The sequence below is a fragment of the Roseovarius sp. genome, assembly GCF_030373445.1.
Classification (GTDB): Bacteria; Pseudomonadota; Alphaproteobacteria; order Rhodobacterales; family Rhodobacteraceae; genus Roseovarius.
This window is the reverse complement of the sequence record NZ_JAUCYU010000006.1, coordinates 43,588-57,694: the sequence shown is the minus strand read 5'-3', so window position 1 is coordinate 57,694 and position 14,107 is coordinate 43,588. Positions and strand designations below refer to the sequence as shown.

Annotated in this window: 13 protein-coding genes; all 13 read left to right on the top strand. The window is 68.2% G+C overall.

What is annotated here, in order from left to right:
• Nucleotides 1-14 precede the first annotated feature (14 nt).
• The 13 genes from QUV18_RS12220 to QUV18_RS12160 all read left to right on the top strand — a co-directional run bounded on the left by QUV18_RS12220 (nucleotide 15) and on the right by QUV18_RS12160 (nucleotide 14,047).
• Nucleotides 15-914, top strand: coding sequence for a PhzF family phenazine biosynthesis protein (locus QUV18_RS12220; RefSeq protein ID WP_300894212.1), 900 nt, complete (start codon nucleotides 15-17; stop codon nucleotides 912-914).
• A complete protein-coding gene (locus QUV18_RS12215) occupies nucleotides 809-1,843 on the top strand; it encodes a prephenate dehydrogenase (RefSeq protein WP_366914647.1) in 1,035 nt (344 codons plus the stop codon). Before QUV18_RS12220 ends, QUV18_RS12215 begins: the two co-directional genes overlap by 106 nt.
• Nucleotides 1,844-2,034: 191 nt before the next feature.
• Nucleotides 2,035-2,634 (top strand): TetR/AcrR family transcriptional regulator, encoded by a 600-nt coding sequence (locus tag QUV18_RS12210; protein ID WP_300894210.1) that lies wholly within the window; start codon nucleotides 2,035-2,037, stop codon nucleotides 2,632-2,634.
• A gap of 219 nt (nucleotides 2,635-2,853) precedes the next feature.
• Nucleotides 2,854-4,431: an ABC transporter substrate-binding protein gene (locus QUV18_RS12205; protein ID WP_300894209.1), complete on the top strand. Its 1,578-nt coding sequence runs from the start codon at nucleotides 2,854-2,856 to the stop codon at nucleotides 4,429-4,431.
• 57 nt (nucleotides 4,432-4,488) lie between these two features.
• Complete coding sequence (locus QUV18_RS12200) at nucleotides 4,489-5,472, top strand: ABC transporter permease (protein WP_300894208.1); 984 nt, start codon at nucleotides 4,489-4,491, stop codon at nucleotides 5,470-5,472.
• A complete protein-coding gene (locus QUV18_RS12195; protein ID WP_300894207.1) occupies nucleotides 5,469-6,659 on the top strand; it encodes an amidohydrolase in 1,191 nt (396 codons plus the stop codon). The genes QUV18_RS12200 and QUV18_RS12195 overlap by 4 nt, the downstream gene beginning before the upstream one ends.
• The gene (locus tag QUV18_RS12190; protein ID WP_300894206.1) at nucleotides 6,656-7,561 is read left to right on the top strand and encodes an ABC transporter permease; all 906 of its coding nucleotides are present in this window, start codon (nucleotides 6,656-6,658) and stop codon (nucleotides 7,559-7,561) included. The genes QUV18_RS12195 and QUV18_RS12190 overlap by 4 nt, the downstream gene beginning before the upstream one ends.
• On the top strand, nucleotides 7,558-8,547 hold the full coding sequence (locus QUV18_RS12185) for an ABC transporter ATP-binding protein (protein WP_300894205.1): 990 nt from the start codon (nucleotides 7,558-7,560) through the stop codon (nucleotides 8,545-8,547). Before QUV18_RS12190 ends, QUV18_RS12185 begins: the two co-directional genes overlap by 4 nt.
• The gene (locus QUV18_RS12180; RefSeq protein ID WP_300894204.1) at nucleotides 8,513-9,493 is read left to right on the top strand and encodes an oligopeptide/dipeptide ABC transporter ATP-binding protein; all 981 of its coding nucleotides are present in this window, start codon (nucleotides 8,513-8,515) and stop codon (nucleotides 9,491-9,493) included. Before QUV18_RS12185 ends, QUV18_RS12180 begins: the two co-directional genes overlap by 35 nt.
• The gene (locus QUV18_RS12175) at nucleotides 9,490-10,818 is read left to right on the top strand and encodes an aminotransferase class III-fold pyridoxal phosphate-dependent enzyme (protein WP_300894203.1); all 1,329 of its coding nucleotides are present in this window, start codon (nucleotides 9,490-9,492) and stop codon (nucleotides 10,816-10,818) included. Before QUV18_RS12180 ends, QUV18_RS12175 begins: the two co-directional genes overlap by 4 nt.
• Nucleotides 10,815-11,618: an enoyl-CoA hydratase-related protein gene (locus QUV18_RS12170; protein WP_300894202.1), complete on the top strand. Its 804-nt coding sequence runs from the start codon at nucleotides 10,815-10,817 to the stop codon at nucleotides 11,616-11,618. Before QUV18_RS12175 ends, QUV18_RS12170 begins: the two co-directional genes overlap by 4 nt.
• Nucleotides 11,611-13,524 carry an AMP-binding protein gene (locus QUV18_RS12165; RefSeq protein WP_300894201.1) on the top strand — a complete coding sequence of 638 codons (1,914 nt, stop codon included), beginning with the start codon at nucleotides 11,611-11,613 and terminating at the stop codon, nucleotides 13,522-13,524. The genes QUV18_RS12170 and QUV18_RS12165 overlap by 8 nt, the downstream gene beginning before the upstream one ends.
• The gene (locus QUV18_RS12160) at nucleotides 13,517-14,047 is read left to right on the top strand and encodes a GNAT family N-acetyltransferase (RefSeq protein ID WP_300894200.1); all 531 of its coding nucleotides are present in this window, start codon (nucleotides 13,517-13,519) and stop codon (nucleotides 14,045-14,047) included. Before QUV18_RS12165 ends, QUV18_RS12160 begins: the two co-directional genes overlap by 8 nt.
• Nucleotides 14,048-14,107 lie beyond the last annotated feature (60 nt).

Sequence of the window (14,107 nt, the reverse complement as noted above, 5' to 3'; positions counted from 1 at the left end):
ACGAGGATATGCAAATGACGTCCATTGAAACCACCGTGCCCGGCGTGTCCGGCGACCTGCTGAACGTCCGTCGATACGCGGCGTTCTCGGAAGGGGGGCGGGGCGGGAACCCGGCCGGGGTGATGATCGCGGAGCAGTTGCCCGCGGCCGACGAGATGCAACGGATCGCGGCGAAGGTCGGCTATTCCGAGACCGTCTTTGCCGCGCGCGAGGCGGATGGCCATTGGCGGGTGCGCTACTTTTCCCCCGAGGCCGAAGTTCCGTTCTGTGGCCATGCCACCATCGCGCTCGGCGCGGCACTGGCGGAGGAGGTCGGCGCCGGTGTCTTTGCGCTGCGGCTGAACGGCGCCCAAATCACCGTCGAGGCGTCGTCGGACGAGACCGGGACGCAGGCGGCGCTTCAGTCGCCCCCCACGCGCAGCCGGCCGGCCGCGGAGGGGCTGGTGACCGAGACGCTGTCGCTTCTCTCGATGGGACCCGACGATCTTGACCCGCGCATTCCGCCCGCCATCGCGGAGGCGGGGGCGACCCACCTGGTGCTGGCGTTGAAGACACGCGAGAGGCTGGCGGCGATGTCCTACGATTTCGAGCGCGGGAAAGACCTCATGCTCGCGTGGGATCTGGGCACGATCTGCTTGGTTCATGCCGTCGAGCGGGCGGAGTTCAGGGCGCGGAATATCTTCGCGTCGCACGGGGTCTACGAGGATCCGGCCACCGGTGCCGCGGCCGCCGCCTTTGCCGGGTACCTGCGCGACCTTGGATGGCCCCACGGAGGCGAGGTTGCGATCCGGCAGGGAGAAGACATGGGATGTCCGTCCCGGATCACGGTTGGCATCCCGTCTGGCGCGGGGTCCTCGATACGCGTGTCGGGCCGGGCCAGGTCGATCGGGGCCGAGCGAGAGGGCAGTACATGAGCCCGGGTTTCGCCGGCGGGGGCCGGGGAATTCCCCGGTGCCCCGGGCGGGACACTGGAAAGACGACGGTGGGCCTCGTCGGGTTCGGAGCGTTCGGCAGGCTGATCGCCGCGCACACGGCGGCGTATTTCGAGCTGATGGCATACGATCCCGCACCGGGTTTTCGCGAGCGGGCCATCGGCCTTGGCGTCGCCCCCGTTGATCTGGAGACGGCGGCGCGATGCGATGTCGTGGTCCTTGCGGTGCCTGTATCGTCCCTTGAGCGCGTGGTGGGCGAGATTGCCCGTTACTGTCGGCCCGGTGCTTTCGTGATCGACGTGGCTTCGGTGAAGGTCTGGCCTGTCGAGGTGATGAGGGACGCCCTTCCCGACCAGGTCCGGATCATTGCGACGCATCCCCTGTTCGGCCCCGAGAGTGCCAGCGATGGCATTGCCGGGCTGAAGATCGCGGTTTGTCCGGTTCGCGGGCCCTGCCATTGTCTTGTGGCGTTCCTGCGCGAGCGCCTGCACCTCGAGGTGATCGAGACGACCCCGGACGCGCATGACAGGGACGCGGCCACGGTTCAGGGCCTGACCCATCTCATCGCGAAGGTGTTGTCGGAGATGGGCCCCGTGCCGACGCGGATGACGACGCCAAGCTTCGATCTTCTGGTGAAGGCGATCTCGATGGTGCGAGACGATCCGCCGGAGGTGTTCGACGCGATCGAGACGATGAACCCATACGCGCAGGACGTGCGCCGCGCGTTCCTCGAACGGGTCGCGGGCCTCGATCGCGCCCTCTGTGACAGGGCCGGTTTGGCAGACGGGGATCCCGGCCCGCCGGAAGACGGCACGATGCGCAGGCAGATCGGGCCCGACGCGGATATTCTTGCCGGTGACAACCGGCGGTGGCACGGCGACCCGAGAAAGGCGAGGCGGCGCTGTCTTTGACAATGGCGGGCTTCATCGCCACTGGCCCGAGGCGCCGCGCGCGGCCGAGGTCGCGCAGCGACCGTTACCCCTGCCGCGCAGATGATACCTGCTTGGTAAAATCACGGCCCTTGCCGTCTCGGTGCAGCGGTGGTTGTCTGTGTTGCTCGGCCTCCGCTATATGATGTGCGTGTCGACAGATTGCAGGTGCCATGGCGCGTACGGACAAGACTGAGGCCCCCGCAAGAGGCAGGCCGCGAAATCACAGGACCCACGGGGCGATCATCACGGCCGCGAACGAGATCCTGTCCGAGCAGGGGTTCGCAGCGTTGAGTTTCGAGGGCCTCGCCGCGCGCGCCGGGGTTTCCAAGACATCCATCTACCGGCGATGGTCCTCGAAGGGAGAGCTCTTGCTGGACCTCTACATGTCCGAGGTCAGCGAGCCGCCTGAAGTGCCGGGACGGTCGTTCCCGGAAGCGCTTGAGGAATACCTCATGCTGACCGTCGTCCGGTTGGAGACCCCCTGGTGGTCGGTCGCGATCCGCAGCCTTGTCGCCGAGGCGCAATCGGACGAGGCGCTGGCCAAGCTGGTTCGCCAGAAGGTCGTCGGCCCGCGCCGTGCCGCCGTGCGCAAGCTGATGATACAGGCGTTCAAACAGGGCGAACTGGCCACGAGCGCCGATATCGAGGTGCTGCTCGACATGCTTTTCGGCGCGATGTGGTACAGGCTTCTGCTGTCGCACGCGCCATTCGACCGGCGCTTCGTGAGCGACCTGGTGGACGGGTTCATGGATATGGCCGGCGCCGGGTGAGTCGCCTCTTCGTGCCTGTCGAGGCACGGGACGCAGGAAGAGCGCGGCGGCGGCCCTGTCGTTGCCTTTCGGCAAGTCGCTGAAATCCCTGAAGGATATTTGCACTTTCCCAAGGGTGGCCAACATCTCTTGCAAATTAAAGATACGGTACGTATCGTATATAAATAATTCGACGAGAGCACGGCGCACGACCGGCCCGGACAACATGGAGAGACGAAGATGAAAAGACACCTGACAGCGGCCCTTGTGGCAGCGCTCGTTGCGCTGGGACCCGTTCCTGCGGCCGAGGCGGCCGAGATCACCTGGGCCTCGCAGGACGATGCCGCGACCCTCGATCCACATGCGTTCAACCACGGGATGACGATGACCGTCCTGGCCCATGTCTACGAGGGCCTCGTGCGGCGTGACCGTGACCAGCGGATCGAGCCCGCGCTCGCCGAAAGCTGGGACCAGCCGACGCCGACCCTCTGGCGCTTTCGCCTGCGGCCCGGGGTGAGCTTCCACGACGGTACGGCGCTGACGGCGGACGATGTCGTCTTCTCGATCCGGCGCGCGCTGTCAGACGCGTCCGACATGAAGATCTTCACGGCTTCGATCGTCGACGTGAGGGCGCCGGACGACCTGACCGTCGAGGTGGAGACCGAGTTTCCCAACGCCGCCCTCATCCAGTCGCTGCCGGAAGTGAGGATCATGTCGCGGGCCTGGGCCGAGGCGCATGACGCCGGGAGCCCGTCGAACGTGCGCGAGGGGAAAGAGAACTATGCCTCGACCCACGCGAACGGCACCGGCCCTTACCGCCTGGTCTCGCGCGAGCCGGAGGTGAAGACCGTGCTGGAGGCCAATGCCGATTGGTGGGATCCCGATACGCCGGACGTCACGAAGGCCACGCTGGTGCGGATCGCCTCGGGGCCGACGCTTGTCGCCGCGCTTCTGACCGGCGAGGTCGATTTCGCATATCCCGTGCCGCTGCAGGACATCCCGCGGGTCGAAGCCACGGATGGTTTGAAAGTCCTGACGGGGCCCGAGATCCGGACCATGTTCCTCTCGATGGACCAGGCAAGCGAAACGATGAAATACGGCTCGGTCACCGACGCCAACCCGTTCAGGGACCGGCGTGTCAGGCAGGCGGTCTACCAGGCGCTGGACATGGACCTCATTGCCACGAAGGTGATGCGCGGGTCGGCCACGCCGACGGGCAACCTGATGGCGCCGGGTGTGAACTCGGTCGCGCCGGAGCTCCAGGCGCGGGCCTATCCCTACGATCCCGAGGCCGCCAGCGCGCTGCTGGCCGAGGCCGGCTATGCCGAGGGGTTCCGGGTGACGCTCGATTGTCCAAACGATCGTTACGTGAACGACGAGCAGGTCTGCCAGGCGGTGGCCGCGCTCCTGGCCCGCGTCGGCATCACGGTGGATGTGAACGCGATGCCTGCGTCCAAGTTCTTTCCGAAAGTCGGCGGGCGGGATTCGAGCTTCAACTTCTTCGGCTACACGCCGGTGAACCTCGACGCCTTCAACACGCTGTCCGTCATCGTGCATTCGCCGAAGGACGGACGCGGGCAGTGGAATGTCGGTGACTTCTCGGACGCGGAGATCGACGGCATGATCAACGAGGTGCTGAGCGAGATGGATGCCGAAAAGCGGACGGAGCTGGTGACCGGGATCATGCGGCGCGAAGCCGAACTGGTGGGGCATATCCCGCTCTACCAGCAGGGGCTCAGCTGGGGGATGCGCGATGGCATCACCACCCCGCTCGCGATCGACAACCGGGTGAACCTGACCTGGTTCGAGCTCGACTGACCCCCGAGGCGGCGCGCCGTTCCTTTCCGGCGCGCCGCCCACTGATGGACGCCTCCAATGTACCTGAACACGATAATTTCGCGGCTGCTGCAGGCAGCGTGGGTGATCGTGGCCGTCTCGGCCATTGCCTTCGCGCTCTTCCAGTACGTGGGCGACCCCGTCAGCCAGATGCTGGGGCAGGACGCCAGCGCGGCGGATCGCGACGCCCTGCGGCGCGACCTGGGCCTGGACCGGCCCGTGGCGTTGCAGTTCCTGCAATTTCTCGGGAACGCGGCCCGGGGGGATTTCGGCCTGTCGCTGCAACAGGGCCGCCCGGTGATGGACCTGATCCTCGAGCGCCTGCCGGCCACGCTGGAACTGACGGTCTTTTCGACCGCCATCGCGGTGCTGCTCGGCGTGCCGATGGGAATGGTCGCGGCCCTGCGGCCGCGGGCCCTGGTGAGCCGGGCGATCATGCTTGTCTCGCTGATCGGGGTGTCGCTGCCCACCTTCTTCATCGGCATCCTGCTGATCCTGGCCTTCTCGGTCATCCTGGGCTGGCTGCCGTCTTTCGGCCGTGGACCGGTGGCCGACATCGGCGTGTGGCGCACCAATTTCGCGTCGTGGGACGCTTTCCGGTACATGCTGATGCCGGCGTTCACGCTGGCCCTGTTCCAGCTGACCCTGATCGTGCGGCTGGTGCGCGGCGAGATGATGGAGGTGATGGGGCAGGACTTCATCCGCTTCGCCCGCGCCCGGGGGTTGCCGGCCCGGTCCATCCTGGTCCGGCACGCGTTGAAGAATGCGCTGATGCCGGTGGTGACCATCATCGGGCTGCAGCTTGGCACGATCATCGCCTTCGCCCTGATCACCGAGACGGTGTTCCAGTGGCCGGGCATGGGCCTTCTGTTCGCCGAGGCCGTGGCCTTCGCCGACATCCCCGTGATGGCCGCGTACCTTTGCCTGATCGCAGTGATCTTCGTGACGATCAACCTCGCGGTCGACTTTCTCTACATCCTGATCGACCCCCGGCTGCGCCGCGGGCACGGAGCGTCCCGATGACATTCACCCCTGACGACATCGCCCCCCGGGCGGCGGATTACGAGCGGATGCGCAAGCATCTGCATGCCCATCCCGAACTGGGGTTCGAGGAAGCCGAAACCGCGGCCCTGGTGGCGCGCGAACTGGCGGCGCTTGGCCTGGTGCCGGAGACGGGGATCGGCCTGACCGGCGTCGTGGCCGTGATCGAAGGCAGGGCCGGGCATGGCAACCGGGCCGTCGGGCTCAGGGCCGACATGGACGCGCTTCCGATCACCGAGGCGAACGGGTTCGCCCATGCCTCGAAGCTGCCCGGCAAGATGCATGGTTGCGGACATGACGGGCACACGGTGATGCTTCTGGCCGCGGCACGCCTGCTGGTCGGGGCCCGCGACAGGTTTGCCGGCCGGGTGGTGCTGGTGTTCCAGCCGGGCGAGGAGGGCCATGCCGGTGCACGCGCGATGATCGAGGACGGGGTGCTCCATCGCTTCGGGATCGACGAGATCTACGCGTTGCACAACTGGCCTGCTCTCGAGCCGGGCCGGGTGGCGCTCAACCCCGCCCGGATGATGGCCGGGATCGACCGGTTCTCGCTCAAGCTCACCGGCACCGGCGGGCATGGCGGACATCCGCACCAGGCGAATGACCCGATGATCCCCGCCTCGCTGCTGGTGCAGGCACTGCAAAGCATCGTGGCCAAGAACGTGAGCCCCTTCGACGAGGCGGTGGTCAGCCTCAACCGGCTGGAGTCCGGCGATCGCGGCGCGCTGAGCGTTGTTCCGGAAACCGTTCTCATGGAGGGGATGACCAAGTGGTACGCCCCGGAGGTGCGCGAGTTGCTGGAGCGGCGTATCGCGGAACAGGTGGACGGGCTCGCGCGGGCTTTCGGCATGACGCACGAGCTTTCCCACCAAAGGCTCTACCCGCCCACGATCAACACGGCGCCCGAGGCGGAGCGGCTGGCTTGTGCCGCCGAAAAGGTGCTGGGGCCCGGCTGCGTCGATCGCTCGATCCGGCCCAGCATGGGCTCGGAGGATTTTGCCTTCTTCCTCGAAAAACGCCCGGGGGCCTATTTCCGGCTGGGTCAGGGGCGCCCGGAGGCCTTCCTGCACTCGCCGCATTACGACTTCAACGATGCGGTGACAGGGCACGGCGCCGCGGTCCTGGCACAGGTTGCGCTCGATGCGCTGAACGGGGAGGGCAGGGCATGATCCGGTCCGTCCTTGCCAGTGACCTGGCGTGGCGGCTGAGCCGCAGCCCCGGTGCGATGCTGGCGCTCGCGGTGCTTGTCACGCTGCTGATCCTTTCCCTGTTCGCCCCGGTCTTCGCGCCCCAGAACCCCTTCGACCTCGCGACGCTCGACCTCTTCTCGGGACTGACACCGCCGGTCTGGCGAGAGGGCGGCCGCGCGGAGTATTTTCTCGGGACAGACGAACAGGGGCGCGACCTCTGGTCGGCGATCCTTTACGGCATGCGGATCTCGCTGGCGGTCGGGCTGGTCTCGGTCGTGCTGTCCATGGTCGTCGGCGTCGCGATCGGTCTGATTGCCGGGACCTCGGGCGGTTGGGTGGACACCGTCCTGATGCGAGTGGCGGACGCGCAGCTCGCATTGCCGGCGATCCTCGTGGCGCTGCTCATAGACGGCGCGGCGCGGGCCGTGGTCGACGTCGCCGCGCAGCAATCGCTCGCGATCCCCGTGCTGATCTTCTCGATCGCGCTTTCCGGCTGGGTTCAATACGCCCGCGCGGTCCGCGCCGCCGCCATGGTGGAGATGCGACGCGATTACGTTTCCGCCGCCCGGCTCCTGGGGCTGGGCCGGGCGCGGCTTCTGATCCGGCACGTGATGCCGAACTCCATCGGCGCGGTTTTCGTGCTCGCGACCGTGCACGTTGCGGCCGCGGTCGTGACCGAGGCCACGCTGAGCTTTCTCGGCGTCGGCATGCCGCCGACCGTGCCTTCGCTCGGAACGCTGATCCGCAATGGCTACGACTTCCTGTTCTCCGGAGAATGGTGGGTTTCGATCTTCCCGGGCTGCGCCCTCGTCCTCCTCGTCTTCGCGGTGAACGTCCTTGGGGACTGGCTGCGCGACACACTGAACCCGAGGCTTCAATGACCCCGTTGCTCGACATCCGTGATCTCTCGGTCTCGTTCCGGACACGTGCCGGCCTGGTGCCGACGCTCGACAAGGTCAGCCTGCAGCTCGGCCGCGGAGAAATTCTCGGTCTCGTGGGGGAGTCGGGGGCCGGGAAATCCCTGACGGGCCTGGCGCTTACAGGTCTTCTGCCGCCGAACGCGGTGGTGACCGCGGGCTCGGTGCGGTTTGACGGGCAGGAGGTGCTCGGCCTGTCCGAAGCGGCCCTCCGGCGCATCCGCGGGCGGAGGATCGGCATGGTTTTCCAGGATCCGATGACCGCGCTCGACCCCCTGATGCGGATCGGCGAGCAGCTGGTCGAAACGATACGTCACCACCTGAGGCTGTCCCGTGGCGCCGCGCTGGACCGGGCCGCCGAGCTGCTCGACGCGGTCGGTATTCCCGCGGCGCGGCAGAGGCTGCGGAGCTACCCGCACGAGTTCTCGGGGGGGATGCGGCAAAGGGTGGTGATCGCCCTTGCCCTGGCCGCCGAACCCGAGCTTATCGTGGCGGACGAGCCGACCACGGCGCTCGACGTCTCGGTCCAGGCGCAGGTGCTCGAGCTTCTGCGGGGTCTCTGTCGCGACCGTGGGACCGCGATCCTCCTCGTGACCCACGACATGGGGGTGATCGCGGAGACGGCGGATCGGCTGGCGGTTCTCTACGCCGGGGGCGTGGTCGAGGCCGGGCCGGTTGGCCCGGTGCTTTCCGAGCCCGGGCACCCCTATGCGCGGGGCCTGATGCGCGCGATTCCCCAGGTGGGCGCCGCCCGGGACAGCCTTGTCCCGATCGAGGGCGCGATGCCGCGCCCCGGCCAGTGGCCCGGAGGGTGCCGCTTCCAGCCGCGCTGCCCCCTGGCCCGCGCGGCCTGTGGAGAGCCACCGCCCGATGTGCCGCTTGGTTCCGGTCACGTCGCGCGTTGCCAATTTGCCGGTGTCGAGGAGGAACCGCGTCATGCTCGAGCTTGAAGCCCTCAGCGTCACCTACCCGGTCGGGCGGCGGGCGCGTCTCGCGGCGCTGAGCGATCTCAGCCTGAAGGCGCGCGCCGGCCAGACGCTTGCCATCGTCGGGGAAAGCGGTTGCGGCAAGTCCACCGCGGCCCGCGCCGTCGCCGGGCTGGAAGAGCCGAGCGGCGGACGTGTCCTGCTTGACAATCGCCCCCTCGCGCCCGCTGTCGAACGCCGCAGCCGGGAGGAGCGGCAGGCAATCCAGATGGTCTTCCAGGACCCGATGTCGAGCCTGAACCCCCGCCGCAGCATCCTGCACACGGTGGCCGAGCCGATGCTTGAGATGGGGCTCGTCCGGACGCTGGGACAGGCGCGCCCGCTGGTCGAGGCGGCGCTGGCCGAGGTCGGGCTGCCGGGCGCCGACCTGAGCCGGTATCCACATCAGTTCTCGGGCGGGCAGCGGCAGCGGATCTGCATTGCGCGTGCGCTGGCCGGAGAGCCGAGGCTCATTATCTGGGACGAGCCGACCTCTGCTCTCGACGTTTCGGTGCAGGCCCAGGTGCTCAACCTGATCCAGCGGCTGCAGCGGGACCGGGACCTGGCCTATGTCTTCATCTCGCACGACCTTGGCGTGGTGGATCATGTCGCCGACGAGGTTGCGGTGATGTATCTCGGACGTGCGGTCGAGACCGGCCCGGCCAGGCAGATCATGCGCGCGCCGCGCCACCCCTATACCCGCGCCCTGCTGGCCGCCATCCCCAGCCTGGCGGCCACCGGGTCACGCGCGCGCATCGGCGGCGAGGTTCCGAATCCCATGGCGCCGCCTGCCGGCTGCCCCTTTCACCCGCGCTGCCCCGAGGTTCGGCCCGCCTGCCGCGCCGCCCTGCCGGAGCTGCGCCCGCTTACCGAAAGCCGCCGCGTGGCCTGTCTGCGCGCGGAAGACCTGTACGGAGAACCAACCACATGACACGCCAGGATCCACACCGGCATTACCTTTCGCCATGGGCGAAACAGGACAGGGCTCCGGCCGGCCCCAGCTTCGACCGGGGGGAGGGCGCCCATCTCGTCGGCGATGACGGGGCGCGCGTCTTCGACTTCTCCTCCGGCTGGATCGCCGCGACCCTGGGCCATTCCAACGGTGACATGGCCGATGCCGTGGCGGAGCAGATGCGCCGCCTCTGCTTCGCGCCGCCCTCCTTCCCCCATGCGCTCCGGTCGGAACTGGCCCGCCGCCTGTCCGACCTCTCGCCCTGGAGCGAAGGCGCCCGGGTCCATTTCACCACCGGCGGGGGCGAGGCGAACGACGACGCGGTGAAGGCCGCGCGCCTGCTGACCGGGCGGACCAAGGTGATGGCCGCCTACCGCTCCTACCACGGTACCACGGGCACCGCGGCGGGGCTGACGGGCGACATGCGCCGCTGGGCTTCGGAACCGACGACATTTCCCGCAGTGCGCTTTTTCGCGCCCTATCCCTATCGCAGCCCGTTCCACACGGACGACCCGGCGGTCGAGACCGCCCGCGCGATGGACCACCTCTCGCGGATCGTGATCCAGGAGGGCGCGCATAACATCGCCGCCCTCGTGATCGAGCCCATGGTGGGCTCCTCCGGTGTCATCGTCTATCCCGAGGGCTACCTCGACGCGCTTCGGCGGTTCACGGAGCGGCACAGAATCCTGCTGATCTTCGACGAAGTCATGACCGGCTTCGGCCGGACGGGCGCGGCCTTCGCCGCGGAGCGGTTCGGCGTCGCGCCCGACATGATCACCTTCGCGAAGGGTGTGAACGGCGCGGCTGTCCCCCTCGGCGGGGTGATGATCCGCGAAAGCGTGGCGAAAGGGTTCGACGATCGCGTCTTCGACATCGGGCACACCAATGCCGGGCATCCCGTCGCCATGGCCTCCGGCCTCGCCGCGCTGGACCTTTACGAGCGCGGAGACCTCTTCGCCCGGGCACGGGAGATCGAAGGCCTCATGGCCGAACGGCTCGACGCGCTTCGACAGAAGCATCCGCTGATCGGCGATGTCCGCGGAGTGGGAGCCTTCTGGGGGATCGAACTGGTCGGCGACCGGGCCTCGAGGGCGCCCCTGATCGAGTGGTATGCCGCCGATCCATCGCTGAACCATTCGCTGGTGGACGAGATGCTGCGCCGGGGGCTCTGGGTCTATGCCCGCTACGGGATCCTGATGCTCGCCCCACCGCTTGTCGCCACCGACGACGACCTGAACGACGCCTTCGACCGTCTCGATGGCGCGCTCGGCTGGCTTGCCGATACCCTGGAGGACCCGAAATGACAGGCAGCATTCTGATCCACGACGACGCGCATGTCCGCACCATCACCATCAACCGGCCGGATCGGATGAACGCGCTCAACCGGCCCGCCGCGCAGGCGCTTCTGGACGCAATCGCCGAAACGCGAGAGCGGGCCGAGATCGGGGTCGTCATCCTGACGGCCGCCGGCGACCGCGCCTTCTGCACCGGGGCGGACGTGAAGGAATTCACCGTCGGCTCGGGCTATGACGGCGCGTCCTGGACGGGGATCGGCCTGCCGATGGAGGAGATCCAGCTTGCCATCCGTGCGTTGCCGCAGCCGGTCATCGCCGCGGTGAACGGCTTTGCCATCGGCGGCGGCAACGTGTTGCAGGTCGTCTGCGACATGTCGATTGCCGCGGCGACGGCGACGTTCGGCCAGGTGGGCCCGAAATACGGCAGTTTCGACGCCGGATTCGGTTCGGCGCTGTTGGCGCGGCTGGTCGGCGAGCGCAAGGCGCGCGAGTTCTGGTTCCGCTGCCGGACCTACACCGCGCAGGAGGCGCTCGACATGGGGCTGGTCAACGCCGTCGTGGCGCCGGAGGCGTTGATGGAAACCGCCCGGGCCTGGGCGCAGGATGTGCTTGCCCTCAGCCCGACCGCGCTGAAGATGCTGAAGGCCAGCTTCAACGCCGACAGCGACCACATGGCCGGGCTGAACGCGATCGCCTTCGCCGGCCTCAAACTCTACTACGCCGGGCCCGAAGCGGCCGAGGGACATGCCGCCTTTGCCGAGAAGCGTGCGCCGGCCTACAACCAGTTCCGCAGGCCCGACCATGACTGAGACGGCAACGGCCTGGAGTCCGGATGCCGGGACGCTCGAGAACGCCCGGCTGACGTCGCTGATCGCCCGGTTGAACCTGCCCTCGTATGACGCGTTGCTGGACTTCGCACTGGCTCGCCCGGCCGACTATTGGCGCGGGGCGATGGCGGAATGCGGGATCGATTTCCCCTTCACCGAATATGTTGACCTGTCCCGCGGGCCGGCGTTCCCCCGCTGGTTCCCGGGGACCGTCTTCAACGCCTGTATGCCGATCCTCGCATGGGCCGCGAGAGAGCCCGACAGGCCGGCCCTTGTCGCCGAAGGCGAGGACGGCGATGCCCGGAGGCTGAGTTACGCGGAAACGCTTGCCCTCGTCCGGCAACTGGCGGGGCTTCTCGCCGCGCAGGGGGTGCGCAGGGGGGACCGCGTCGCGCTGCTGATGCCGAACCGGGTCGAGGCAGTCGGCCTTCTGCTGGCCTGTGCCTGGCTGGGCGCAGTCGCGGTGCCGCTCTACTCGGGATTCGGGCCCGAGGCCATTCGGCAGCGGCTCGGCCACAGCGGGGCGCGCCTGCTGGTGACAGTGCGCGAAACGGTCCGCGCGGGACGCCGGATCGACATGGAGCGGCCAGCGCTTGCCGGCGCGGCCGAGCTGGGCGACTCGTGCGACGTGCTGTTTCTCGAGGATGCCCGGCCGGCCCCGCCCGTGGAGGACCCGGTCGCGACCGAGGCCGGGGAGCCGCTCATGATCCTTTACACGTCGGGAACGTCGGGCACGCCCAAGGGGACGGTGCACACACATGCGGGCTTCCCGTTGCGGGTGTCGCACGACATGGCGCTGCTCTTCGATGTGCATCCGGCCGAGCGGGTCTTCTGGTTCAGCGACATGGGCTGGATGATCGGGCCGATGCTTGCCTTCGCGCCCCTCATGCTGGGCGCCGCCGCGGTATTCTACGAGGGTGGTCCCGCCGCTCCCGGGGTGACCCGTCTGCTCGATACGGCGCGGCGTCACTGCGTGACCCACATGGGCGTTGCGCCGACGCTGGCGCGTGCCTGGCGGAGCGCCGGCGTGGCGGCGCAGGAGCTGCCGGACCTCCGGGTCCTGATGTCGGCCGGAGAAATTCTCGACCCCGACCTTTTCCGTTACCTGCACGGGACGGTCAACGAAGGGCGGTTGCCGATCGTGAATTATTCCGGCGGGACCGAGGTTTCGGGCGGGCTGCTCAGCAACGTCCTGCTCCGCCCGATCCTGCCATCCGGGTTCAACAGTATCGCCCCCGGTGTCGATCTTCGGATCGTGCCCGATGGCGGAGACCCGGATACCGGCGAGATGGTTCTCGCCAATGTCTTTCCCGGTATGACATCGGGCCTGTGGGAGGACGAGGCGACCTATCTCGAGACCTACTGGTCCGCCCGGCCGGGCCTGTGGAGCCATGGCGATATCGTCACCCGCAACGGCACGCATCACGACATCGTCGGCCGGGCGGACGATGTTCTGAAGCTGTCCGGGCGCCGGATCGGGCCGAGCGAGGTCGAGGCCGCGGCGCTTGCGTGCCATGGCGTGGCGGAGGCGGCCGCCGTGGCACTTCCCGGTGCGGATGGGGTCGAACGCCTGGCGATCTACATCGTGGCCCGGGAGGGCGCGGGACCGCGGATCGGGGCCGATACTGCCCGCCATGTCGAAGAGAGGCTGGGCAAGGCATTCCGGCCCGATCGCGTCTACAGCGTTCCCATGCTGCCGAGGACGCGCAACGGCAAGCTGTTGCGCAAGACCCTGAAGGCCCTTGCGCTTGGCAAGGCCGTGGATCCTTCCTCGGTGGCCGATCCGCGATGCATCGAACATGGATATCCGCCATTCGCCCCCGGGGTCGCAGATCCCGGTGAGGAGGGGGCCGAGACCAGGGGGGCGGAGAGCAGACGTGATGCCTGACGCCGCTTCGCCTTCGGATGTCACGTACCGGCGGTCCTCGGCCGAGGACGCAGAAGTTGTCTTCGAGCTGACTGCTGCCGCCGTTGCGCCGCTTGCGCCCGATCCCTATCCGACGGAGGTTGTCGAGACATGGATGACCGGGCGGACGGCCGAGACCTATCGCAAGGATTGCGCGAGCGGCACCCTGTGGATCGCCGAGGCCGACGGGCGTGCTGCCGGCTATTGCCACGCGGTTCCGGGCGAGGTGATCCGGCTTTTCGTGGCGCCCCTGTTCGGCGGCAAGGGGATCGGGCGCAACCTGATGGTTCGGGCGCTCGCCGATGCAAGGGCCGGGTGGCGCGGCCCGATCCGGATCGACGCGACGCTCAACGCGGTGTCATTCTATCGGCAGTGGGGATTCGTCGTGCGGGCGGAGGGGATCTTTCCCGGCCGGCCCCGGCACGTGCCGGATATCGCGGTCAAGATCATGGAATTGAACGCGGCGCTGGATCCCTGGCGCGGAGGGAGCGCGCAAGGCGCGTGATGGGGCTCGCGATGCCGCGTATGTCCGATGCGCCACCGCGGCCCCTTTCCCACGGCCCGA

What these genes read in the sequence shown, in the direction of transcription:
- QUV18_RS12220 (WP_300894212.1), top strand. Translation starts at nt 15, where the DNA reads ATGACGTCCATTGAAACCACCGTGCCCGGCGTGTCCGGCGACCTGCTG.
- QUV18_RS12215 (WP_366914647.1), top strand. Translation starts at nt 809, where the DNA reads ATGTCCGTCCCGGATCACGGTTGGCATCCCGTCTGGCGCGGGGTCCTC.
- QUV18_RS12210 (WP_300894210.1), top strand. Translation starts at nt 2,035, where the DNA reads ATGGCGCGTACGGACAAGACTGAGGCCCCCGCAAGAGGCAGGCCGCGA.
- QUV18_RS12205 (WP_300894209.1), top strand. Translation starts at nt 2,854, where the DNA reads ATGAAAAGACACCTGACAGCGGCCCTTGTGGCAGCGCTCGTTGCGCTG.
- QUV18_RS12200 (WP_300894208.1), top strand. Translation starts at nt 4,489, where the DNA reads ATGTACCTGAACACGATAATTTCGCGGCTGCTGCAGGCAGCGTGGGTG.
- QUV18_RS12195 (WP_300894207.1), top strand. Translation starts at nt 5,469, where the DNA reads ATGACATTCACCCCTGACGACATCGCCCCCCGGGCGGCGGATTACGAG.
- QUV18_RS12190 (WP_300894206.1), top strand. Translation starts at nt 6,656, where the DNA reads ATGATCCGGTCCGTCCTTGCCAGTGACCTGGCGTGGCGGCTGAGCCGC.
- QUV18_RS12185 (WP_300894205.1), top strand. Translation starts at nt 7,558, where the DNA reads ATGACCCCGTTGCTCGACATCCGTGATCTCTCGGTCTCGTTCCGGACA.
- QUV18_RS12175 (WP_300894203.1), top strand. Translation starts at nt 9,490, where the DNA reads ATGACACGCCAGGATCCACACCGGCATTACCTTTCGCCATGGGCGAAA.
- QUV18_RS12170 (WP_300894202.1), top strand. Translation starts at nt 10,815, where the DNA reads ATGACAGGCAGCATTCTGATCCACGACGACGCGCATGTCCGCACCATC.
- QUV18_RS12165 (WP_300894201.1), top strand. Translation starts at nt 11,611, where the DNA reads ATGACTGAGACGGCAACGGCCTGGAGTCCGGATGCCGGGACGCTCGAG.
- QUV18_RS12160 (WP_300894200.1), top strand. Translation starts at nt 13,517, where the DNA reads ATGCCTGACGCCGCTTCGCCTTCGGATGTCACGTACCGGCGGTCCTCG.